Annotated in this window: 21 protein-coding genes and 1 pseudogene; 9 read left to right on the top strand and 13 right to left on the bottom strand. The window is 73.7% G+C overall.

Annotation, left to right across the window (positions count from 1 at the left end):
* The coding region (locus tag ACIY1X_RS10290) for a Bug family tripartite tricarboxylate transporter substrate binding protein (protein WP_399680296.1) at window positions 1-1,009 on the top strand (1,009 nt) is incomplete at its 5' end.
* A gap of 7 nt (window positions 1,010-1,016) precedes the next feature.
* On the opposite strand, the gene ACIY1X_RS10295 is transcribed toward ACIY1X_RS10290, so the two are convergent.
* Window positions 1,017-1,574: a putative glycolipid-binding domain-containing protein gene (locus ACIY1X_RS10295; RefSeq protein ID WP_399680297.1), complete on the bottom strand. Its 558-nt coding sequence runs from the start codon at window positions 1,572-1,574 to the stop codon at window positions 1,017-1,019.
* Window positions 1,575-1,708: 134 nt separating this feature from the next.
* Between ACIY1X_RS10295 and ACIY1X_RS10300 the strand changes: the two genes are divergently transcribed.
* The 3 genes from ACIY1X_RS10300 to ACIY1X_RS10310 all read left to right on the top strand — a co-directional run bounded on the left by ACIY1X_RS10300 (window position 1,709) and on the right by ACIY1X_RS10310 (window position 4,555).
* On the top strand, window positions 1,709-2,524 hold the full coding sequence (locus ACIY1X_RS10300; RefSeq protein ID WP_399680299.1) for a hypothetical protein: 816 nt from the start codon (window positions 1,709-1,711) through the stop codon (window positions 2,522-2,524).
* A gap of 92 nt (window positions 2,525-2,616) precedes the next feature.
* Window positions 2,617-3,822: a Y-family DNA polymerase gene (locus ACIY1X_RS10305; RefSeq protein ID WP_399680329.1), complete on the top strand. Its 1,206-nt coding sequence runs from the start codon at window positions 2,617-2,619 to the stop codon at window positions 3,820-3,822.
* Window positions 3,797-4,555, top strand: coding sequence for a TIGR02117 family protein (locus tag ACIY1X_RS10310; RefSeq protein WP_399680300.1), 759 nt, complete (start codon window positions 3,797-3,799; stop codon window positions 4,553-4,555). The genes ACIY1X_RS10305 and ACIY1X_RS10310 overlap by 26 nt, the downstream gene beginning before the upstream one ends.
* On the opposite strand, the gene ACIY1X_RS10315 is transcribed toward ACIY1X_RS10310, so the two are convergent.
* The 9 genes from ACIY1X_RS10315 to ACIY1X_RS10355 form a co-directional block, all read right to left on the bottom strand.
* Window positions 4,520-5,131, bottom strand: a complete 612-nt coding sequence (locus ACIY1X_RS10315; protein WP_399680302.1) for a DUF2894 domain-containing protein — start codon at window positions 5,129-5,131, stop codon at window positions 4,520-4,522. The genes ACIY1X_RS10310 and ACIY1X_RS10315 overlap by 36 nt on opposite strands.
* A gap of 4 nt (window positions 5,132-5,135) precedes the next feature.
* Window positions 5,136-5,795: an OmpA family protein gene (locus tag ACIY1X_RS10320; protein WP_038205366.1), complete on the bottom strand. Its 660-nt coding sequence runs from the start codon at window positions 5,793-5,795 to the stop codon at window positions 5,136-5,138.
* Complete coding sequence (locus ACIY1X_RS10325; protein WP_399680304.1) at window positions 5,795-8,158, bottom strand: DUF802 domain-containing protein; 2,364 nt, start codon at window positions 8,156-8,158, stop codon at window positions 5,795-5,797. The genes ACIY1X_RS10320 and ACIY1X_RS10325 overlap by 1 nt, the downstream gene beginning before the upstream one ends.
* The gene (locus tag ACIY1X_RS10330) at window positions 8,155-8,898 is read right to left on the bottom strand and encodes a DUF3348 family protein (protein WP_038205361.1); all 744 of its coding nucleotides are present in this window, start codon (window positions 8,896-8,898) and stop codon (window positions 8,155-8,157) included. The genes ACIY1X_RS10325 and ACIY1X_RS10330 overlap by 4 nt, the downstream gene beginning before the upstream one ends.
* A gap of 83 nt (window positions 8,899-8,981) precedes the next feature.
* Window positions 8,982-9,620, bottom strand: coding sequence for an FMN-binding negative transcriptional regulator (locus tag ACIY1X_RS10335; RefSeq protein ID WP_038205358.1), 639 nt, complete (start codon window positions 9,618-9,620; stop codon window positions 8,982-8,984).
* 68 nt (window positions 9,621-9,688) lie between these two features.
* Window positions 9,689-11,170 (bottom strand): carboxylesterase/lipase family protein, encoded by a 1,482-nt coding sequence (locus ACIY1X_RS10340; protein ID WP_399680306.1) that lies wholly within the window; start codon window positions 11,168-11,170, stop codon window positions 9,689-9,691.
* Between the two features lie 3 nt (window positions 11,171-11,173).
* Complete coding sequence (locus ACIY1X_RS10345) at window positions 11,174-12,034, bottom strand: IclR family transcriptional regulator (protein WP_051953155.1); 861 nt, start codon at window positions 12,032-12,034, stop codon at window positions 11,174-11,176.
* A gap of 76 nt (window positions 12,035-12,110) precedes the next feature.
* Window positions 12,111-13,067 carry a PDR/VanB family oxidoreductase gene (locus tag ACIY1X_RS10350; RefSeq protein ID WP_038205355.1) on the bottom strand — a complete coding sequence of 319 codons (957 nt, stop codon included), beginning with the start codon at window positions 13,065-13,067 and terminating at the stop codon, window positions 12,111-12,113.
* A 4-nt stretch (window positions 13,068-13,071) separates the two neighbouring features.
* Window positions 13,072-14,055: a protocatechuate 3,4-dioxygenase gene (locus ACIY1X_RS10355; RefSeq protein WP_399680308.1), complete on the bottom strand. Its 984-nt coding sequence runs from the start codon at window positions 14,053-14,055 to the stop codon at window positions 13,072-13,074.
* A gap of 216 nt (window positions 14,056-14,271) precedes the next feature.
* On the opposite strand from ACIY1X_RS10355, the gene ACIY1X_RS10360 reads away from it, so the two are divergent.
* The 4 genes from ACIY1X_RS10360 (at window position 14,272) to ACIY1X_RS10375 (ending at window position 18,485) form a co-directional block, all read left to right on the top strand.
* On the top strand, window positions 14,272-15,249 hold the full coding sequence (locus tag ACIY1X_RS10360; RefSeq protein ID WP_051953154.1) for a tripartite tricarboxylate transporter substrate binding protein: 978 nt from the start codon (window positions 14,272-14,274) through the stop codon (window positions 15,247-15,249).
* A gap of 61 nt (window positions 15,250-15,310) precedes the next feature.
* Entirely contained in the window at window positions 15,311-16,309 is a 999-nt protein-coding gene (locus tag ACIY1X_RS10365) for a Bug family tripartite tricarboxylate transporter substrate binding protein (RefSeq protein WP_399680310.1), read from the top strand.
* Window positions 16,306-17,169, top strand: a complete 864-nt coding sequence (locus ACIY1X_RS10370) for a pyridoxamine 5'-phosphate oxidase family protein (protein WP_399680312.1) — start codon at window positions 16,306-16,308, stop codon at window positions 17,167-17,169. The genes ACIY1X_RS10365 and ACIY1X_RS10370 overlap by 4 nt, the downstream gene beginning before the upstream one ends.
* Window positions 17,166-18,485, top strand: a complete 1,320-nt coding sequence (locus ACIY1X_RS10375) for a Rieske 2Fe-2S domain-containing protein (protein WP_399680314.1) — start codon at window positions 17,166-17,168, stop codon at window positions 18,483-18,485. Before ACIY1X_RS10370 ends, ACIY1X_RS10375 begins: the two co-directional genes overlap by 4 nt.
* Before the next feature lie 12 nt (window positions 18,486-18,497).
* Here ACIY1X_RS10375 and ACIY1X_RS10380 read toward each other — a convergent pair whose 3' ends face one another.
* Complete coding sequence (locus ACIY1X_RS10380) at window positions 18,498-19,040, bottom strand: GNAT family N-acetyltransferase (RefSeq protein ID WP_399680316.1); 543 nt, start codon at window positions 19,038-19,040, stop codon at window positions 18,498-18,500.
* Window positions 19,041-19,071: 31 nt separating this feature from the next.
* The gene (locus ACIY1X_RS10385; protein WP_399680318.1) at window positions 19,072-20,130 is read right to left on the bottom strand and encodes a purine-nucleoside phosphorylase; all 1,059 of its coding nucleotides are present in this window, start codon (window positions 20,128-20,130) and stop codon (window positions 19,072-19,074) included.
* Between the two features lie 120 nt (window positions 20,131-20,250).
* On the opposite strand from ACIY1X_RS10385, the gene ACIY1X_RS10390 reads away from it, so the two are divergent.
* Window positions 20,251-21,393, top strand: a complete 1,143-nt coding sequence (locus tag ACIY1X_RS10390; protein WP_399680320.1) for a DNA topoisomerase IB — start codon at window positions 20,251-20,253, stop codon at window positions 21,391-21,393.
* On the opposite strand, the pseudogene ACIY1X_RS10395 reads toward ACIY1X_RS10390, so the two are convergent.
* Window positions 21,329-21,739: pseudogene (locus ACIY1X_RS10395) on the bottom strand (NADPH-dependent 7-cyano-7-deazaguanine reductase QueF); the annotation flags it as partial. The gene ACIY1X_RS10390 and the pseudogene ACIY1X_RS10395 sit on opposite strands and share 65 nt — an antisense overlap.

A 21,739-nucleotide genomic window follows, 5' to 3' on the forward strand; every position in this document is an offset into this window, starting at 1 on the left:
GGGGGGGCCCGGGCGCCGGCCGCGCCGCAGCTCCGCCGGGGCACGGGGGGCGGCCGCGGCCTGCCCGGGCGCATGGACGCACGCGGCGGACGCGTCCGGCGAAGCCGCCTGGCCCGCGCGGCCGCTGCGGCTCATCGTGGTCTACCCGCCCGGCGGCGTCAGCGACGGCATGGCGCGCGCCCTGGCCGAGCCGCTCGCGCAGGCGCTGGGCGTGCCGGTGGTGGTCGACAACCGCGGCGGCGCCGGCGGCAGCGTCGGCCTCGCCATCCTGGCACGCGCCCCGGCCGACGGCCTCACGCTGGCCTTCTCGGCGATCACGCCGCTCACGCTGCAGCCGCTGGTCGCGCGCGTGCCCTACGACCCGCTGCGCGGCTTCGTGCCGGTGATCGGCGTGATGCACACGCCGGTCCTGGTGGTGGGCACGCCGGCCTTCGCCGGCCGCGGCTTCCACGACCTGATCGACGCGGCGCGGCGCGCGCCCGGCGCGGTGCGCTGGGCCACCTCGGGCGTGGCCACCCTCGGCCACCTGGTGCTGGCGCAGGTGCGCGCGCAGAGCGGCACCGTCATCACGCACGTGCCCTACCACGGCGGCGGGCCGCAGCTCACGGACGCGCTCGGCGGCCAGTTCGAGGTGCTGTCGACCAACGTCGCGGCGCAGCAGCTGCAGTACATCGCCGAGGGCCGCCTGCAGGCGCTGGCGGTGGGCGCGCCGCAGCGCATCGAGGCGCTGCCCGAGGTGCCCACCCTGGCCGAGCTGGGCTACGAGCGGGCCAACCGCGATTCGCTGTTCGGCATCTTCGCGCCCGCCGGCACGCCGCCGGCGGCGGTGCAGCGCCTCAACCGCGAGGTGGACCGGCTGCTGCAGCAGGACGCATCGCTGCGCCAGCGGCTGCGCGAGTCCTACAACCTGCCCGCGGGCGGCAGCAGCGAACGCTTCGCGCGCGAGATCGCGGCGGACCGCCGGCGCAACCGCGCGCTGGTGGCCGGCGGGCGGGCCGTGTTCGAGTGAGCGCCTTTCAGTCCTCGGCGCGCCAGAGGCCGGGATAGTCGAGCACCAGCCCCTCGGGCGACAGCGCCAGCTCGGCGCTGAACTGGAAGCGCGGCGCGGCGTAGGCGCAGCGCGTCGCACTGATGCGCTCGTAGCGCTGCTCCAGCAGTTGCAGCCCGCCCTCGGCCACGTCGACCCAGGCGGCCGGCGCCTCGGCGGCCTCGCCGTCCTGCAGCTTCAGCCGCCGCAGGGGCAGCAGGTTGGTCGCGGGCGTGAAGCCCAGGTCCAGGTCGGCGCAGTGGGCCAGGTCGGTGACCGGCGCGTCGTTGAGCGTCCAGCCCCTGGGGCCGCGGGCGATGGCCATGTCGATGGCGCGCTCGCCCACCCAGCCGCGCACCGTGCCCCACTGCGTGTGCCAGTGCCGGTCGCAGCGCACGCGGTAGTGCAGCTGGGCCACGCGCCCGTCCTCCATGCGGAACGCGGCGGCGCCGTCGATCTGCCAGGCCGTGTCGTTGCGTTCCAGGCGGCAGGCGTCGTGTCCCGGCCTGTCGAGCCGGCGCCAGAGGATGGTGGCCACGGTCTGCATGGCGCGGATGATGGCGCGCACCCGGCAGCGGCGCAATAGCGGGAGCGCCGGGCACGCACCGATTGCATAGGTCCTCCGCGCTATGGACGCGGCACGGCGGGCGGCATTCAATGTCCGCACTCAAGGAGGTCACCATGCCGAGACTCGTGGAATCGCCGGCGATCGCGGCGCTCAAGGAAGTGCTCAAGCTCGCCTTTCCCAAGGTGCGGACCGGAACGCTGGTCGACGTGAAGCCGGGCACGCGCCACACCTCCGGGCTGGCCATCGACATCTTCTACAACTCCCGCAATGCGCAGGAGAAGGCCGCCGCGCTGGCGCTGATCGACGTGCTGGTCAGGCATCACGGCGCGATGAAGTGGTCGGACCTGATCTTCACGAACTTCCACATCGGCGGCGGTGTCGGCGGCTTCGGCGGCGACGGCAGGACGCGGCAGTCCTGGACCGCCGGCGCGCACGACGACCACATCCACCTGGACTGGGTGGACCTGGGCCTGAAGACCGGGGCCAAGGGCAGCGCGGCCTTCATCGACAACCCCTACGAATGGTCGGACCGCGCAAGGAACACCGACTGGCGCCCGGCGCTGCTGTCGGACCTGCAGGCCCTGGCGGCGGGCGGCGCGCCGGCTGCACCGGCCTCGTCGGCAGGCAGCGTGCCGGCCTGGCTGCCGGGCTGGTGGAAGGTCGTGCAGAGCGGCCAGTCGTACTACTACAAGTTCGGCAGCGACGCGACCGTGGCCTGGACGCCCAACCCGCCCTCCTCCGGCGGCGCCGCGATGACCAACCAGCGCAACAAGGCCCGCATCGCCTTCGGGACGGCCGGCAGCATGAAGCTCACCTGGGACCCGGCCGGCGGCATGTCCACCATCGAGGAGTTCCGTCCGAACGGGCAGCGCCAGATGAGCGGCAGCTCCAACCGCGGCGGGCCGCTGGTCGCCAGCCGCCTGTTCTGACCCCGCCGCGGCGGCCCTGCGGACCCGGCGGCCGCCGAACGAAAATCGGTGGGGTGAGCCCACCCGCCCTGCGCCGCATCGCCCACCTCGACATGGACGCCTTCTTCGCGTCCGTGGCGCTCCTGCGCTATCCGCAGCTTAAGGGGCTGCCGCTGGTCATCGGCGGCGGGCGGCGCAGGGTGGACGAGATGCTGGCGCGCGACTGGGCGCACGTGCCCCGGCACGAGATCCCGGCCGAGGCCTTCCCGCTGCTCAGGGACTACGTGGGCCGCGGCGTCATCACCACCGCCACCTACCCGGCGCGGCAGTTCGGCGTGGGCTCCGCCATGGGCATGATGAAGGCGGCGAAGCTGTGCCCGCAGGCGATCACGCTGCCGGTGGACTTCGACGAGGTGCGCCGCATCTCGCGCCAGTTCAAGGCCGTCATCGTCGGCATCGCGCCGGTGATGCAGGACCGCGGCGTGGACGAGGTGTACATCGACTTCACCGACGTGCCCGGCGGCCAGCGCGAGGGCGGGCGCGTGCTGGCGCGGCTGATCCAGAAATCCATCTTCGAGGCCACGGGGCTGACCTGCTCCATCGGCGTGGCACCCAACAAGCTGCTGGCCAAGCTGGCCAGCGAGATGAACAAGCCCAACGGCATCACCATCCTGTACGAGCACGACCTGCAGCAGAAGATCTGGCCCCTGCCCGCGCGCAAGGTCAACGGCATCGGGCCCAAGGCCGACGCCAAGCTGGAGCGCCTGGGCGTGCGCACCGTGGGCGAGCTGGCCGCATGCAGCCGCGAGTGGCTGGTCACGCATTTCGGCAAGGCCAGCGGCGCGTGGATGCACGACATGGCCTGGGGCCGCGACGAACGGCCGGTGGTGACCGAGAGCGAGCCCGTCTCGATGAGCCGCGAGACCACCTTCGAGCGCGACCTGCACGCGGTGCGCGACCGCGCCGAGCTGGGCGCCATCTTCACCGACCTGTGCGAGCGCGTGGCCGAGGACCTGCAGCGCAAGGGCTACGTCGGCCGCACCATCGGCATCAAGCTGCGCTACGACGACTTCAAGACAGCCACGCGCGACCAGAGCATCGCGCAGTACACGGCCGACGCGAAGCTGATCCGCCGCACCGCCGGCCTGGCCCTCAAGCGCGTGCCGCTCGAGAAGCCGCTGCGCCTGCTGGGCGTGCGCGTCGGCTCGCTGGTGCGCGCGGACAGCCCCGAGGCGCAGGCGCCGGCCGTGCCGGCGCGGCCGGCGCCCCGCGCCCAGCCAACGCGCGATGCCGATGCACTCACCGGCTCGCTCTTCTGACGCGCTGCGCGCGGCGCCGGCGCGCCGGCGGCTCCTGAAGGGCGCCGCGCGGGCGCTGGCCCTGGTGCTCGCGCTGCCGCTGCTGTACCTGGCCGCCGCCTGCGCGGCGATGCTGTGGCCGCACGGTGAAGCCGGCGACGCCGCGCCGGCCGGCATCGAGGCCTACGTCATCAGCAACGGCGTGCACACCGACATCGTGGTGCCGCTGGCGGCTGCCGGCATCGACTGGCGCGCGCACTTCCCGCCCACCGACGCACGCGCGGCGCCGGCCGACACGGCCTTCGTCGCCATCGGCTGGGGCGACCGCGCCTTCTACCTGAACACGCCCACCTGGGCCGACCTGACGCTGCGCCACGCCGTCGATGCCGCGCTCGGCCGCAACGCCGCGCTGCTGCACGTCACCTGGCTGACGCGCGCCCAGATGCCGCCCGGCGCCACCTGGCGCGTGCCGCTCAGCCGCGCGCAGTACCAGCGGCTGGCCGGCGATCTGCGCGCCATGCTGCCCGGCGGCCGCGCGGTGCACATCGCCGGCGCCGGCTACGCGGACAACGACGCGTTCTACGAGGCCACCGGCCGCTACCACCTCTTCGAGACCTGCAACACCTGGACCGGCCGCCTGCTGCGCCGCGCCGGCGTGCCGGTGGCGCCGTGGACGCCGTTCGACTTCAACGTGACCTGGCGCCTGCCGCGGGCCGCGTCAGCCGCTGCGCCGGCGGCCGTTCCGGCGCGCTGACTCGGCGCGCGCGGCAGGGGCCGCCGACAACGCCGCCTGCAGTGCCTCCAGCCCCATCAGCGCATCGACGTGGCGGGTGAAGTGGGCGAGGTAGCCGGGCGCGAGTTCCTGCATCAGGCCGAGCGAGCGGTGCACCAGCTGATGGGAGTTGAGCGGCCCGGCATGGGCGGGCGCCTGGGCCAGCGCCTTCGTCAGGCGGCGCTCGGCATGCACGCGCGTGAAAGTGCGGCGGAAGGCGCGCATGGCCTTCAGCTCGCGCGGGGCGGCGGATGCGTCGCCCTCTTCGGGCGGCGCGAGCCCGGCGAGCAGGTCGGCCAGCGGGCCGGGCGACGGCGTGCTGGCCTCCTCCGCGCCGCGCGCAGCAGGCCCTGCGCCCTGCGCCAGCCGCTGCGCGTAGTCGGCCACCAGCGCCGCCAGCCGCAGGTCGATGCGGCGCCGCGCCTCGCCGGCGTAGGCGGCGCCGCGCCGGGCCATGGCCTCGATCATGCGAAAGCGCACCGGGTCCAGCCGCTGCGCGCCCTGCGCGCGCCAGGCCGCCAGCGTGGCCTGGACGTCCGTCGCCCCGGTGCCGCTCACCGCTTCACTCCTTGGCCGGCTCGTTGACCGGCCGCGCCGTCGGCGCGATCTCCACGCGGCGGTTCTTCGCGCGGCCCTCGGCGTCGGCGTTGGAGGCCACGGCCTGCTCGGAGCCGAAGGCGGCGGCGAAGACGGAGGACGACGGGACGCCCGCCTCGATCAGCGCGCGCGTCACCGTGAGCGCGCGCTGCGCCGACAGCTCCCAGTTGTCCGCGAAGCGCTTGGCGTCGCTGCGCATCGGGCGGTCGTCGGTGAAGCCGCTGACCATCAGGATCTCGTCGCGCGACTTCAGGTACGCCGCCAGCGGGCCGGACAGGCTGGCGAGCAACTGCCGGCCCTCGGGCTGCAGCTCGTCGGAGTTGAAGGCGAACAGCACGCTGCCGCTGATGCCGATGCGGCCGTTGTTCAGCGTGACGCGGCCAGCGGCCAGCGGGCCGGCGAGCGCCTGCTCCAGCGCCTGGCGGCGCTGCGACTCGACCTCGCGCCGGTGCACCTCGGTCTCCAGCTTCGTCGCCAGGTCGAGCTGCACGCCCAGCGCGTAGATGAGGATGAGCACGAAGGCGCCCAGCAGCCCGGCCATCAGGTCGCCGAAGACGGCCCAGACCGTGGCGTCGCTGGCGCCGGCCGGCGCCCCGCCGTCGAACTGCTCGTCGCCGGCCAGCATCACGCGGCGGCGGCCTGGCGGGCCGCGATCTGCTGCAGGTCCTCGACGATCTGCTTCTGCGACATGACGCTCAGGTCGATGACCTCGCGCGCCTGCGCCACGTAGTAGGCGAGCTGCTCGTCGCTGCGGGCCAGCGACTTGTCCAGGGCCTGCTCGATGCGTTCGAGCTGCGCGCCCAGCCGCTCGCTGGTCTCGCTGAACTGCTGCATGGCGGCGCCGAAGGCCTCGCCCAGGCTGGCGACCTCGACGGCGCCGGCGCTGATCTGCGCGGCGGTCTCGCCCATGCGTTCGGCCTGCGCCTGCACCTGCTCGCCGAAGCGGCTGCCCACGCGCTCCATCAGCTCGGCGGAGGTGCCGACCAGCGCGTCGATGGCGCTGCGCTGCTCGGTGCTGGCGTGGTTCACGGCGTCCAGCAGGGTGGAGAGGGTCTCGAGGATGCGCGCGCGCTCCTCCAGCATGGTGTTGTCGCGAACCAGGCTGTCGTCGAGCTTGCCGCGCAGTTCGGCCACCACCTCGGCGGCGACGCGCGGCGCCTCGGCGGCCGCCTCCACCAGCCGGCCGATCTCGGCCAGCGTGTTCTTCGCCTGCGCCTCGGTCTGGGCGGCGACGGCGCGCGTGCCCTCGGCCAGCGCGTCGACGATGGCCTGCTGGCGCTGCACCTGCGCCTCGGTGGCCTGCTGCCATTGCTCGCGCAGGCCGCCGGCCATCGCTTCCAGCGTCTGCGTCCACGCGGCCAGGCGGGCCTCGTCGCCCTGCGCGGCCCGGGCCAGCGCGTCCATCACGGCCTGCTGCTGCGCCGCGGCCTGCTCGCCGGCCTGCTGCCATTCGCCGCGCAGCGAGGCGGCCATCGCATCGAGCGACTGCGTCCAGGCTGCGAGGCGCTGCGCATCCTCGCTCGCCCGCTGCGCGAGGGCATCGACGATGGCTTGCTGCCCGCGCCCGGCCTGCGCACCGGCCTCGGCCCATTGCGTGCGCAGTCCTTCGGCGAGGCTGCCGAGGCCGGCCTGCCAGGCGGCGAGCCGCGCCTCGTCGGCCTGGGCGATGCGTTCGTGTAGGCGGGCGTGGGCCTCGTCCACCGTGCGCGCGAGGTCGGCGCCGTGGCGCTCGAAGCCGGCGGCCGTCTCGGCCAGGTGCTGGCGCAGCTCGGCCGCCTGCTGCTCGCCCGCGCGGCGGTGTTCGTCGAGCGTGGCGCGCCACTGCCCGGCGATCTGCGCGGCCGCGCCCTGCAGTTGCGTGCCGATGCCGTCCACCAGCGCCGCACTGCGCTGCTCCACCGTGCCGGCCGCGCCGTCCAGCGCCGCCGTCATCTGCTGCGCCAGCGCGTTGCTGGCGTGCTGGTGTTCGGCCAGCGCGCCCTGCCAGGTGCGCGCGACCTCGGCGCTGGTCGCCTCGAAGCGCTGCGTCAGCGCATCGAGCTGCTGCTGCACCCGCTGGGTCAGCGCGTCGTTCAGCGCGGCGGACTCCCGGGCGATGCCGGCCATCGCGCCCTCCACCACCGGCTGCAGGCCGGCGCTGGCGATGCGGGCGCTCTCGGCCAGGCTGGCGCGCAGCGATTCGTCCACCGAGACGGCGAGCTGCCGATACGACGATTCGGCCTGGCCGTGGAAGGCCTCCTGGCTGGCGAGCAGGCGCTCCTGCAGCGACTGGTTCTGCCGCTCCATGCTGCTCACCAGCGACTGCAGCGATTCGGCCAGCACCGGCAGCGCATCGGCCTGGCGGCGCATCAACTCGAAGGCGGCCTCGCGCTGGTGGGTGCGCGAGAAGGGCCGCAGGTGCGTGGCGATGCGCGCGTCCAGCCGCTGGCCGACGCGCAGGCGCTCGCGCCGCAGCAGCGCGGTGAGCAGGCCCAGCATGGCCGAGGCCGCCACGCCGGCGACGGACGTGCCGAAGGCCAGCCCCAGCCCCTTGACCGGCGCGGAGAGGGAATTGCGGATGGCCGACAGCTCGGTCGCGCTGTCCAGCGCGACGCCGGTGCCGCGCAGCGTGAGCACCATGCCCATGAAGGTGCCCAGCATGCCCAGCAGCACCAGCAGGCCGGCCAGGTAGGGCGACAGCGCGGGGCCGGGCAGCGCCGCACGCTCGCCCTCGACGCGCTGGCGCACGGCGCCCTGCAGCGGGGCGGGCACCTGCTCCAGCCAGGCGGCCAGCGTGGCGGGGGTCTCGCCGGTCGCATCGACGACGCGCCCGAGCGCCTGCGTGGCCTGGTCGAAGCGGCGCAGTTCCAGGCCGCCGGCGAGATAGACGACGGCGATGAGCACGATGGTCGCCAGCGCGAGCGCGTGGTTGCCGACATAGCCGGCGCCAACCCAGCCCACGGCCGCGAGGCCGGCGAGGAAGACGATGAGGAGAAGCGATCGGTTCATGGGGTCCTCAAGGCTTGCATCAGCCCTTCGAGCGGTTGCAGTCGGAAGTCGAGTTCGGCCAGCAGCAGCGCCTGCAGGTCGCGGCGGAAGGCCGGCAGCCAGGCCGCGGGCGGCGCCTCCGGGCCGGCCTCGTGGCGCAGGCGCTCGAAGTGCTTCTGCAGCCGCGTCGGCAGCATGCCCAGCAGCGCCTGCTCGCGCGCGGCCAGGGCCTGCTCCATCACCGCGTCCACCGCCGCCAGCCGCGCCAGCGCGGGCGAGCGCGCCGCCAGCGCGTCGCGCAGGCCGCCGCGCGAGGCGCCGATGGCCGTCTCCATCGCCTGCTGGCGCGCCAGGTAGCGCTGGCGGTAGACGGCGAACTCCGGCGGCGGCTCGGCCGCGGCCTGCGCCGCGGCGGCGGCCACGGCCGCGGGGCTGGCCGAACGTGCCAGCCGGGCCGCCGGCACGGCCGGCGCGCCGCTGAGCACCGGATCGGCTTCGATCGCGTGGCGCAGCAGGCCGCGCAGGCGCTCGGCTTCGTCGTCCAGCGGCGCGGCGGCCGGCGCTTGCGGGGCGTCGGCGCCCGGCGCGCCGTCCAGCGCCGCCGACAGGGCGATGGCGTCGGTCCAGCCCAGCCACTGGGCCAGGCCGTCGGCCAGTTCCGGCGGCGGCGCGGCCGGTGCGTCGGCCGGTGCCAGCCGCGCCAGCAGGCGCACCAGCGCCGACTCAGCCCATGCGGGGCTCCAAGCTGTGCGCGCTGCCACCTGCTGCCTTTGCCGAACTCGAAAAACCCGGCAGTCTAACCGGCGGGGTTGTAACGGGCCGTGCCTGCGCGGCCCCAGCGTTTTCAACCGGCCTTGGCCCTGGCGGCCGCATGCATGGCGGCGGAGACGATGGTCTCGCCGCGCGCGTCGAGCGCCGCGGCAGCGCCCTCGATGTCACGCACCTCCTTGTTCTGGCTGAGCTTGCGCTTGCCCTCGATGCGCGTGATCTCGATCTCGAGGCCGACGATGGCGGCGAGCAGGCCGTCGATGAATTCGGGCGCGCTGTCGCCCATCTTCCAGGGGCGCGGCTCGGCGGCCTCGTGCCGCCGCGTCAGGCGCGCGACCAGGCCGCGCACCCAGCGCACGTCGTCGTGCACGGTGATGCGGCCGTGCACGTGCACCGCCTGGTAGTTCCAGGTCGGCACCTGGCGGTGCGCCTCGTGCTTGCTCGGGTACCAGTTGGGCGAGACGTAGGCCTCGCCGGCGCGGAAGACGACCAGCACCTCGTCGCCCGCCTGCACCTGCTGCCACACGGGGTTGGCGCGCGCCACGTGGGCGCGCAGCAGCCCAGCGCCGCCGTGCCGCGGCTCCAGCTCGAAGGGGATGTGGTTGGCGTCCAGGCCGCCGGCACCGTGGGTGACCAGCAGGCCCAGCGGGTGCGCATGGATCAGCGCGTGCAGCACCTCGCTGCGCGGCTCGTCGAAATGGGCGGGGATGTACATGGCGTGGGGCCTGGGGACGGCTCTGAGCGGCAGGGGCGCCGCCTCCCGATTGTCCGTGCGGGAAGCGCTCAGGCGCGCGCCGGCAGCCCGCCGTGATAACGCTCGAGGAAGTCCAGTTGCGCCGTGCGCCAGCGCGCGCCCGCGGCCACGCGGTCGCCGAACTCCAGGTGGTTGTCGGCAGCCGGGTCGTAGCGGGGCCATTCGGCGCCGGGCCGGCCGGCATTCGGGTCCCCCTCGCGTGCGAAGCCGATCCAGGCCTGCATCATCTCGTCGCTCAACCGGCGGTCCTGGTCGTCGGCGCCCGGCACCTGGTCCAGGTTGCCGAACACGTAGCCCACCTCCTCGCCGTGGTGCGGCCCGTCCTCGGCGCCGGGCGCGCGCCGGGTGAACAGGTAGCGCCAGGTGCGCGGCTCGCGCGCGGCCATCGAGCGCGCCAGCAGGCGCGTGCCGTAGTTGAACTGGGTGTCGGCGAACATCTGCGCGACCGCGGGCCGGGCCTCGGCATCCGTCGCCGCCGGGTACAGCGCGCGCGCCTGCTCCTGCGCGCCGGCGAAGTTGGCCTCGATCTGCGCCTCGTAGGCCTGCAGGGTGTCGACGGGCCAGGGGCGGGTGAGCTGCGTGCCCTCGTCCGCGTTGCTGCCGACGATCAATGGCATCGCATGCAGGCGCCCGGACTGGAAGACCGGGCGCTCGTCCTCGGGCAGCAGCCAGCCGTCGCGGATGGGCCGGAGCACCCGCGGCGTCGTGAGGCCCCGGACCTTCGGCGCGAGCAGCGGGGTGCGCTGCAGCAGCTCGTGCGCCGGCAGGGTGCGCAGCGCCTCGATGTCGTCGCCGAGCGCGCGGCCGGCCTGCTCGGCCTGGGCGAGCGAGGCCAGCGGCCGGCCCGCGCCGGGACTTTGCAGGATGGCCTGCTCGAACAGCCCGCCCGCCAGCGGCGAGGCCAGCATCAGCGACAGCGAGGCAGAACCGGCCGAGACGCCGAAGGCCGTGATGCGCCGCGCGTCGCCGCCGAAGGCCGCGATGTGGGCGCGCACCCAGCGCAGCGCCGCCATCTGGTCGAGCAGCCCCCAGTTGCCGGAGGTTCCCTGCGGGCTCTCGCGGCTGAGCGCCGGATGGGCGAGAAAGCCGAGCAGCCCCGAGCGGTAGTTGAAGCTCACCACCACCACGCCGTGGGCGGCCACCCGCGCGCCGTCGCTGCGCGCGTCCGAGCCGCTGCCGCCCGCGAAGCCGCCGCCGTGGACCCACACCACCACCGGGCAGCTTCCCGGCGCGGCGCCCTGCGGCGCCCAGACGTTGAGGTAGAGGCAGTCCTCGTCCTGCCGCCCGGCGCGAAGGCGCGGGTTCGGCAGCTGCGGGCCGTCGGGGCCGAAGGCGGCCGCGTCGCGCACGCCGGCCCACGGCGCCGCCGGCTGCGGCGCGCGCCAGCGCAGCGCGCCCACCGGCGGCGCCGCATAGGGGATGCCCAGGAAGGCGGCCACGCCGGGCCGCGCCACGACGCCGCTCAGCACGCCCAGCGGCGTCTCGACGAGAGGGGCGTCCGGCTGCCGCATGGCTCAGCGGCGGCCGAGGCTGGGGGTGGGCGGCTGCGCGGCCAGCTGCTGGCGCACCTCGGCGGCCAGCTCGATCAGCCGCCTGCCGTTGCGCTCCATCACCGCGGTCGACAGCAGGTGCGCGGCGCCCTGCGAGTTGAAGGCGCACAGCATCCGGCCGTCGGCATGGATGAAGGGCACCGCCACCGAGTGGGTGCTGCGCTGGAACGTGCCCGCGGCGATGCAGAAGCCCCGCCTCTCGACCTGCTCGACCGCGTCCTCCAGCTCGCCGTAGAGGCTGGGCCAGTCCTTGCGGTAGTACCCGCTCAGTTCCTCGTACAGCCGCTGCCGCGCCGACGGCTGCATGGCCGCGATGCAGGCGCGGCCCATCGCGGTGCGCACCAGCGGCACGCGGAAGCCCACCCGCTGGCGGCGGTTCGGGTTGGGCTCGCCCAGCGCGTATTCCAGGTACAGGATCGACATGCCCTCGCGCACGCCCAGGCCCACGTTGGTGCGGGTGCGCTCGGCCAGTTGCTCCATCAGCGGCCGGGCGACCGCCGGCAGGGCCATGTTGGCGATGTACGGATAGGCCAGGCTCACCACGCCGGCCGCCAGCTCGTACTTGCCGAGTTCCTCGCGGTAGTGCAGGTAGCCCAGTTGCGTGAGGGTGAAGGTCAGGCGCGAGATGGTCGACTTGGGCAGGCCGGTGAGTTCGGCCAGCTCCACGTTGCCGAGCAGTTGCTGGTCGAGCTGGAAGCTGCGCAGGATCGCCAGGCCGCGGGCCAGGGCGTTGTTGAACCGGGGGTCGTCGTCCTCGGTCTTGATCTGGATGCCTTCCGAGTAGTCGGGAAGGATGGGTTTGTCCTTGCGGCTCGGGCGTCCCACGCTGTGTCTCGTGAAGTGACCAAAGGGCTGCCAGTCTAGCGAAGCGGGGGCGTGGTCCATGTCCGGCGGGCGCCTCTCACAGGTCGAGCACGAGCTGCGGCCCTCGGCTGCCGGAGCAGCAGACCATCATGACGCTGTTGGAGGCCTTCTCCTCGTCCGACAGCAGGCTGTCGCGGTGCTCGGGCGTGCCGTCGAGCACGCGCGTCTCGCAACTGCCGCAGATGCCCTGCTCGCACGACGCGGGCACGTCGACGCCGCAGGTGCGCAGCGCCTCCAGGATGGTCTGCCCCGGCCGCACTTCCACGCTGGCGCCGCTGCGCGCCAGCCGCACGACGAAGCCGCCCGAGTGGTCGGCCTCGTGCGCGGCGCTGAAGCGCTCGACGTGCACCTGCTGCGCGGGCAGTCCGGCGGCGGCGTCCTCGAAGGCGTCCAGCATCGGCGCCGGGCCGCAGCAGTAGAAGTGGGTGCCGGCCGGCGCCTGCGCCAGCAGCGGCGCGAGCGCCAGCGGCCTGCCGCCGTGCTCCTCGTCCACATGCAGGCGGCGGTCGATGCCGGCGAGCGCCTGCGCGAAGGCCGCCTCGCTGCGTCGGCGCACCGCATGGTGCAGCTCGAACGGGCGCCCCAGCGCCGCCAGGCGGCGCGCCATGCACACCATCGGCGTGATGCCGATGCCGCCGGCCAGCAGCACCGAATGCGGCGCGCCTTCGACGAGCCCGAAATGATTGCGCGGCTCGCTCACGCGCAGCACGTCGCCCACGTGCACCTTCTCGTGCAGCAGCCGCGAGCCGCCGCGCCCGGCATCGTCGCGCTTGACGCCGACCACGTAGCGGTGCCGCTCGTCCTGCGGGTTGCACAGCGAGTACTGGCGCGCCATGCCGTTGGGCAGGTGCACGTCGACGTGCGCGCCGGCCGTGAAGGCGGGCAGCGGCGCGCCGCCGCGGTCGCGGAAGTCGAAGCTGTGGATGCCCTCCCCCTCGTAGCGGATGGCGTGCAGCCGCAGCTCGAGCAGGGCGGAAGGCGCCTGCGTGCCCATCCGGTCAGCTCCAGTCGGCGAAGCACAGGCCGGTGCCGGTGCCGGCGGGCGTGCGGTAGGCCGGGATGTACTCGAGGCCGCGCAGCGCCAGGTGGCCCGTGGCGCCGGCCATGCAGATCCAGTTGCGGATCTCGGAGTTGCCCGAGTTCAGCAGCGCGCGCGGCAGCGCGGCGAAGGCCGCCTCGTCCTTGGCGCGCAAGGCGGCGATGACCTGCGCATCGAGCGCCTCGTCGACCGTGAAGTGGCTCAGGCCGCCCGAGGCCAGGATGCCCACGCGCAGGTCGCCCGGATGGCTTTCCACCGCCTCGCGGATGGCGCGGCCCAGCTTGTGGCAGCGCGCCGGCGTCGGCTGGTTGGGCGGGTAGTAGGTGTTGAGGAACACCGGCACCACGGGGATGACCTCGCCCGCCAGCAGGCGGTTGTGCACGAAGCCGAAGGCATGCCCTTCGCCGTAGCCGTCGGCCAGGCTGTCGGCGCAGGCGATGTCGAACTCGCTCTCGATCAGGTGGTCGATGAGGTGGTGCGCCAGCGCATCGTCGACCGGGTAGTCGCGCGGCGCCTCCTTCTCGAAGTAGCGCGCCGAAGCATCGCGCGCCCAGTCCGGCCCGGGGTGGTCCGCCAGCGGCACGTTGCGGATGGTCTTGCCGCGGTAGAGCAGGATGGCCGGCATGTTGTCGTCGCCGTACAGCTCCTTCTGGTCGTCGCCCACCACGATCAGCGCGTCGAGCCGCGCGTTGCGCACCGCCGCGCCGAGCCGCTCGACCTCCGCCAGCGCGCGCGCATGCCGCTCGGCCAGCCGCTCCGGCCGCAACTGCGCTTCCATCGAGGCATCGGCCTGCGCCAGCAGCTCTTCGTAGCTGACGGGGCGGCCCTGCTTGTCCAGGTGCGGCCGCACGCGGTCGCGCTCGATGAAGCGGCTCCAGTCGCTCACGGGCGCATTGAGCATGGGGGTGTGGGAGGTGCCGATGCCGAGGACGATGCGGGACATGTGGATTGTCGGATTCTAAAAATGGAATTATATTCTGATTAACAAACGTCACTTCGGCAAGTGATGAACCACGATGGAGACATCCCTTGCGGGCCCACGAGGCCCCTCATGCCCGGTCTTCGCGGCATGCCAGGCGGGACCGGCCGTTCCTGCGGAACGCGCCCGGCACGCCCTCGCCTTCCTTCCCCACGACAGCACAACGACAAGGAGACACGCATGACAACCCGACGCGCCGTTCTTCAGGGCGCCTTCGGCGCCGCGGCAGCCGCACTCGCCCGCACCGCGCCCGCGCAAGCGGACACCACCCCCATCACCGTGCTCGTCGGGGCGGCCTCCTCGATGGACTTCACCGCGCGCCTGGTGGCCGAGCAGATGCACGAGGCGCTCGGCCGCCCGGCCGTCGTGCTGAGCAAGCTCGGCGCCGGCCAGCGGCTCGCGCTCGGCGAGGTCAAGCGGTCGGCGCCCGACGGGCGCACGCTGGTGTTCGCCACCAGCGGCCCCTTCGCGATCTATCCGCACATCTACAACAGGCTCGACTACGACCCGGTGGCGGACTTCACGCCCATCGCGGGCATCTCGAAGTTCGACGTCGCGGTGGCCACGGGCCCGATGACCGGCGCCACCACGCTCAAGGAACTGATCGCGTGGCAGAAGACGCGCAAGCGGGGCGACGCGGTGTTCGGCTCGGCGCCGGGCAACGGCTCGCTGTCGCACTTCCTGGGCCTGTCCATCAGCCTGGCCACCGGCGTGCCGATGACGCACGTGGCCTACAAGGACAGCGGCGTGGGCATCATCGACCTGGCCTCCAGCCGCCTGCCGATGATGATCACCGGGCTGAGCCCGCTGGTGGAGATGCACCGGGCCGGCAAGGTCCGGCTGCTGGCCGTCTCGGGGAGCGTGCGGTCGCCGCTGGTGCCCGAGGTCCCGACGCTGCAGGAAGCCGGCGTGAACGTCAGCAGCAGCACCTCCACCGGGCTGTTCGGCCCGCCGCGGATGCCGGCGGACCTGGTGGCCCGTCTGCACGACGCGGTCGTACCGATGCTCGGCAACGCCGCCATCCTGGACAAGCTCGCCGGCCAGGCCATGACGCCGTGGGCCGCCACGCCGAAGGAGCTGGCCGCGGCGCTGGCGCAGGAGCGCGAGCATTTCGCCGGGCTGGTGAAGGCCAGCGGCTACGTGCGGGAGGATGCATGAGCCCCCGCCCGGCCGTTCCGAAGGGGGCTCGCACCGCAGTGCGGAGCACGGAGGTTATCCAATGAGCGCCCGGGGCAGCACCATCACGCGCCGCCGCGCGGCGCTCGGCCTGGCCGCGGGCGCCGCCGCCGCGCTGGCCGCGCCGCGCCTGCTGGCGCAGGAGGACAAGCAGCCGATCACGCTGCTCGTCGGCGCGGCCTCGTCGATGGACTTCACGGCACGGCTGGTGGCCGACCAGTTGCGCGAGGTGCTCGGCCGTCCGGTCGTCGTGCTCAGCAAGCTCGGCGCAGGCGGGCGCGTGGCGCTGGGCGAGCTCAAGCGCTCGGCGCCCGACGGGCGCACGCTGATGTTCTCCACCAGCAGCGCCTTCGCGATCTACCCGAACATCTACAACAGGCTCGACTACGACCCCGTGGCCGACTTCAGCTTCATCGGCGGGCTGTGCTGGTTCGACGTCGGCCTGGCCGCGAGCCCGCAGCACAGCGGCATCGGCGACATGCGCCAGCTCGTGGACTGGGCGCACGCCAAGGGCAAGGATGCGGTGTACGGCGCGGCGCCGGGCGCCGGCTCGTCGTCGCACTTCGTCGGCATCGCGACCGCGCTGGCCACCGGGGTGCCGATGACGGCGGTGCAGTACAAGGACAGCGGCGTGGGCCTGATCGACCTCGCCTCGGGGCGCCTGCCGATCCTCATCACCGGCACCAGTCCGCTGGTGGAGATGCACAAGACCGGCAAGATCCGCATCCTGGCGGTCTCGGGCGAGCAGCGCTCGCCGCTGGTGCCCGAGGTGCCGACGCTGGTGGAGGCCGGCGTGAAGGTCGCCATCCAGAACTCCGCCGGCCTCTATGGCCCGGCGAAGATGCCGCGCGAGCTGGTCGAGCGCCTGTATGCGGCGATGACGCCGATGCTCTCCAAGCCCGAGGTGGTCGCCAAGATGACGGCCCAGGGCATGGTGCCGGCGCCGCTGGACGGGCCGGCGCTCGCCGCGTCGCTGGCGCAGGAGCGCAGGCGCTTCGCGCAGCTGGTGGAAGCCAGCGGCTACCAGCGGGAGGACGCATGACGGCCGGCGACCGCACGCTGCGCGCCGCGGCCGACCTCGTGGCCGCGCTGGGCGCCGCCGCGCCGCAGGCCGAGGCGGCGCTGGCCGCCCTGCTGCATCCCCGCGCCCGCTTCATGACCCTCGGCAAGCAGGCCGAAGGCGCGGCGGCCGCGGCCCGCGAGATCGCCCAGGGGCCCAACGGCGACCTGGCGCGCCGCCTGCACTGGCAGCCGCCGCTGGCCGTCGGCGAGGCGGTGCGCCTGGTCGGCGAGCGGCAGCCGGGGTCGAGCGACCGCGGGCTCGTCATGACGCTCGGCTTCGACGACGACGCCCGCATCGTCCTCGTGCAGCAGCAGCGCACCCCGCCGCCACCGCCGGCCGAGGCGCCGCTGGTGCTGCCGGCCGAGCTCAAGGCCATGATCGACGGTGCGCTCGTCGAGCGCCACCCGATGCTGCTGGCGTATGTCGACGCCGACGGGCAGCCGGTGATGAGCTTCCGCGGCTCGGTGCAGGCCGACAGCGACGACCGCCTGGCCATGTGGATCCGCAGCCCCGAGGGCGCCTTCGTGCACGCGATCCGCGCCAACCCGCGCGTGGCGCTGGTCTACCGCAACGAGGACAGCAAAGCCACCTACCACTTCCAGGGCCGCGCGCGCGTGAGCGACTCGCCGGCGGACCGGCAGCGCGTCTTCGCGCGGGCCCCGCAGGCCGAGCAGGCCCATGACTTCGCGATGCTCGGCGTGCCCGTGCTCGTGGACCTCGACCGCGTCGAAGGCTATGCAGGGCTCGGCCCCGCGGGCCAGGTCGGCGGTATCCGCCTGCGGCGCGGCGCCACCGCCGACACCGCAGCCCCCTCTTTCTCAAACGTGGAGCAACGATGAAACTTTCGAAGGACAACGAGGAGATCGCGCGCACCGGCCCCGGGACCGTGATGGGCAACTTCATGCGGCAGTACTGGATACCCGCCGCACGCTCGAGCGAGCTCGCCGAGGATGGCACGCCGATGCGGCTGATGCTGCTGGGCGAGAAGCTGGTCGCCTTCCGCGATTCCAGCGGCCGCGTCGGCGTGATGGACCACCTGTGCCCGCACCGCTGCGCCTCGCTGGTGCTCGGCCGCAACGAGGAGAACGGCATCCGCTGCATCTACCACGGCTGGAAGTTCGACGTGGACGGCAACTGCGTGGAGATGCCCAGCGTGGCGCCCGCGCAGGACTTCAAGGAGAAGGTGAAGGCGCGCGCGTACAAGGCGGTCGACCGCAACGGCATCATCTGGGTCTACATGGGCGAGCGCCAGGCCAGCCCGCCGCCGCTGCCGATGGTGGAGGCCACCCTGCTGAAGGAGGAGGAGGTCGACATCTTCTTCATGATGCGCAGCTGCAACTGGATGCAGTCGCTCGAAGGCGACATCGACACCTCGCACTTCGGCTTCCTGCACGTAGGCCACCTCGACCCGGACAACGTCCCTGATGGCCACCCCCTGCAGCACACCGCCAGCGAGCGCGCACCCGAATACCACGTGAAGGACGCGCCCTGGGGCACCACCTACGGCGCCTACCGCACGGTGCGGCCGAAGACCACCTACTGGCGCTTCGCGAACTACATGTTCCCGTTCTGGACGCAGACGCCGCAGGGCGAATTCCCGATCAACATCCAGGCGCGCGCCTGGGTGCCGCTGGACGACGAGCACACGATGATGATCTTCTGGCGCCGCCGCACCGGCGGCCCGCGCGGCACCAACGAGCCGCTCAAGGACGGCAAGCCGCTGGGCGGCAGCCGGGCGCAGCCGGAGTTCGTCCCGGTGGACACGAGCTGGCTGGGGCGCTACCGCGTGAAGGCCGACGAGTCGAACGACTGGCTGATCGACCGCGAGGCGCAGCGCACCAACCGCATCTACTCGGGCATCGACCACATCGGCCTGCAGGACCAGGCCGTGACCGAGAGCATGGGCGCGATCACCGACCACACCAGGGAGCACCTGGGCCCCGGCGACCTGATGATCGCCCGCACGCGGCGCCGCGCGCTGGCCGCCGCCCGGGCCTTCGCCGCGGGCACGCCCGCCCCGGGCGTGGACGATCCGGCGCTGATGACCGATGCGCGCAGCGGCTACTTCGAGATCGACGAGTCCGTCGAGTGGCAGGCCGCGTACGGCCGCATGATGGAAGGGGCCAGCCGGGTCCCGGCGACGGCCGAGGGCTGACGCGGCGGCGCCTCAGCCGTCCACCGGCTGCGCCGGCGAGCCTTCGAAGGTGAGCTGGTAGAAGGCCGCGTCCAGCCATCGGCCGAACTTGAACCCGACCTGGGGGAAGGTGCCGGCGTGGACGAAACCCAGCCGCTGGTGCAGGCCGATGCTGGCGGCGTTGGAGGCGTCGATGCAGCCCACCATCACGTGCACGCCGGCCGCCTGCGCACGGCGAATCAGTTCGAGCAGGAGCACCCGGCCCAGCCCGCGGCCGCGGTGCGCGTGGTGCACGTAGATGCTGTGCTCGACCGTGTACTTGTACGCCGGGAAGGCCCGGAAGGTGCCCCAGCTGGCGAAGCCGGCCAGCCGGCCCGCCGCGTCGACGGCGCCGACCACCGGGAAGCCGCCCGCGCCCTTGGCGGCGAACCAGGCGGCCATGGCCTGCGGCGGGCGCGGCGCGTAGTCGTACAGCGCCGTCGAGTTCGCGATGGCCTCGTTCAGGATCTCCAGGATGGCCGGCGCGTGCTCGGCTTCGGTGCAGTCGATGAGGCGCAGTTCGTCGTGCGGGTGCATGGGAAGCCTTCCTGGGTGAACAGACGGAGGTTCAGCGCAGTGCGGGCACGCCCGCCTGCCACTGCGGCCAGTTCGCCACGATGTGGTCCACCACCCGCGAGCCGACGCGCTCGATGTTCTCCACCGTCTCGGCGAAGCCGCCGGCCGTCTCGCCGGGGGCCGGGTCCAGGTGCGCCAGCGTGCTCTCGCGCGGGTGGCCCTGGTCGAAGTTGACGGCGCCGCGCAGGCTCATCACGCGGCCGGTGCCGTGGGTACGGTTGATGACCAGGGCGATCGCCGCCGCTTCCATCTCGGTGATGACGTAGTCGTCGGCGCCGTAGAGCCTGGCGATGTACTGCGCCTCCTTCGACAGGCCGGGGCCGTGGAAGAAGGTGTCGCCCGTCATGTGGGTGCCGGTGCCGACGAAGGGCGCGCGCCGCGCGGCGGCGTCGGGGTAGCGCTGGCGATAGCGGCGGGCCGAGTCGGCGTCGGCCAGCGGCACGCCGGCCGAGAGCTTCATCGCCCAGGCGACGAGCTGCGGGTCGAGCCGGAAGCGGCGGTAGTTCTCGTAGCCCTTGCGCGGCATGAAGGTCGGCTCGCCGGCCTTGTTCTCCTCGGGCGCCCAGCGGTGGCCCAGGTCGTAGTCGACCAGCCAGGTGGCCCAGCTGACCATGCCGATGGTGCCGCGCGAGGGCGGCGTGCCGGCCACGCCGGAGATCACGTAATAGGCCTGCGAGAAGTCGAAGCGCGGGTCGAGCAGGATGGCCTGCATGGACGAGGAGGAGTTCACCTTGCCCATGCCCAGCACCGCGCCGCACACGCCGTCGGCGTTGCAGTAGACCGGGCCGAGCGCGCCGCGCACCGGCACCGGCGCGGCGCCCTTCCAGTAGCGCTCGTACCAGTGCTGGAACTCGCCGGCGCGGTCGCCGGTGTTCTGGCCGATCTCGAACATGGCGGCGACGAAGACCTTGACCTTCACCGGCGCGACGGCCTGCGGGGAGGCGGAGGTGGACGCGCCGCCGGGGGCGGCGCAGCCGGCCAGCAGCGCGGCGACTGCCAGGACGGCCGCGCCGCACAGGCGCAAGGGGCGGAGAAAGGCGATGGGACGCATGACGGGGGCCTCGCGAGAACGGACGGAGCGACAGTCTACGCAGCGCGCCGCCCGCGCACCCGCGGCGCGGCGCGCGTCCTACAGCCGCCGCGCCGCCGCTGCGCCAGCATGTCGGCCACGATGCCCGCCACCGCCCGCCCCGCGCCGATCGCCCCCGGCCTGGTGTACGTCTCGCCCGAGATGCCGGGCTGCTCGCGCGTGCGCAGCGGCGAGCGCTTCCGCTTCAAGGACCCGCGCGGCCGCTGGATTCGCGACCCGGACGAGATCGCCCGCATCCGGGCGCTGGCCATCCCGCCCGCCTACACCGAGGTCTGGATCTGCCCCCTGCCCAACGGCCACCTGCAGGCGGTGGGCCTCGATGCGCGCGGACGGCGGCAGTACCGCTACCACGCGCAGTGGCGCCGGATGCAGGACGAGGCCAAGTTCGACCGGCTGGAAGCCTTCGGCCATGCGCTGCCGCGCATCCGCGCCCGCGTGCGGCGCGACCTGAAGGCGATGCGCCCCGGCACGGCGCCCACGCGCGCGGCGGTGCTGGCGGCCGTCGTGCGGCTGCTGGACACGACCTACCTGCGCGTGGGCAACGAGGAGTACGCCAGCGCCAACGGCTCCTTCGGCCTGACCACGCTGCGCAGCCGCCATGCCCGGGTGCGCGGCGGGCGGCTGCGGCTGCGCTTCAAGGGCAAGAGCGGCATCGAGCACGAGGCCGAGGTGGAAGACGCGCGGGTGGCGAAGGTGGTGCGCCGCTGCCAGGAGCTGCCCGGCCAGGCCCTCTTCCAGTACGAGGACGAGGCCGGCGCGCGGCATGCCATCGGCTCCGGCGACGTGAACGACTACCTGCGCGAGGCCTCGGGCGGCGACTTCACCGCCAAGGACTTCCGCACGTGGCACGGCACCGTGCAGGCGCTGGAGCTGACGCGCCTGGCCTGCGAGCGCCCCGCCGCGCCGGACGACGCGGCCCGCTGGGGCGCCCGGGAGATCGTGGGCGCGGTGGCGCGCCAGCTCGGCAACACGCCCGCCGTGTGCCGCAAGGCCTACATCCACCCGGAGGTGCTGGCGCTGGGCAGCCGCCTGGACGACGACGCGCCGCAGGCGCTGGCCAAGGCCTGGCGGCGCAGCACCGGCGGCCGGCCGGCGCGCGGCCTGCTCGCGGCCGAGGCACGGCTGCTGGCCTTCATGCGCGCCTGCCGCGGCGGCCGGCTCACTGGCGCGCGGTCCGCACGTTCGGCGGCAGCGCCTGGGGCCAGCTCGCGCGGAAGGGGTTGATGTCCAGCCCGCCGCGCCGCGTGTAGCGGCAGTACACGGCCAGCTTGGTGGGCCGGCAGCGCGCCTGGATGTCCATGAAGATGCGCTCGCAGCAGGGCTCGTGAAACTCGTTGTGGTTGCGGAAGCTCACGATGTAGCGCAGCAGGCCCGCCTGGTCGATCGGCGGGCCGCTGTAGCGCACCTGCACGCTGCCCCAGTCGGGCTGGCCGGTCACGCGGCAGTTGCTCTTGAGCAGGCGGCTGGTCAGCACCTCGGTGACGGGCGCCTCGTCGAACCGCGCCGCCAGCAGCTCGGGCGCGGGTTCGTAGTGCGTGCAGTCCAGGTCCAGCCGGTCCAGGTCCAGGCC

This window comes from Xenophilus sp., from assembly GCF_044462705.1.
In the GTDB taxonomy this organism is placed as follows: Bacteria; Pseudomonadota; Gammaproteobacteria; order Burkholderiales; family Burkholderiaceae_C; genus Xenophilus; species Xenophilus azovorans.